This window comes from Winogradskyella poriferorum (genome assembly GCF_050618035.1).
Classification (GTDB): domain Bacteria; phylum Bacteroidota; class Bacteroidia; order Flavobacteriales; family Flavobacteriaceae; genus Winogradskyella; species Winogradskyella poriferorum_A.
The window spans coordinates 1-214 of record NZ_JBODPY010000291.1 but is presented as its reverse complement, the minus strand read 5'-3'; the positions used below and the strand labels follow the sequence as shown (position 1 = coordinate 214).

Annotated in this window: 1 pseudogene; it reads right to left on the bottom strand. The window is 29.9% G+C overall.

Annotated elements, in window-relative coordinates:
- Positions 1-180, bottom strand: a pseudogene (locus ACRHOC_RS15805) (glycosyltransferase family 2 protein); the annotation flags it as partial.
- Between the last annotated feature and the right edge of the window lie 34 nt (positions 181-214).

Sequence of the window (214 nt, the reverse complement as noted above, 5' to 3'; positions counted from 1 at the left end):
CTTTTTAATCCCTTTTGAGAAGAAGTTGAATTTAGTTTGCTTGTTTTTAAATAGCTCATCAAGATAAGTCTCTTGGATATTTACCCTACTTCCATATAGAAATGTATTCTTTCTGGCGATTTCTAGATGATCCTTAATAAAATCTTTATGCATTATGATATCACCAACAATTTCAACCATATAATCATATTGCACTTATGCAATGGCCTTATTC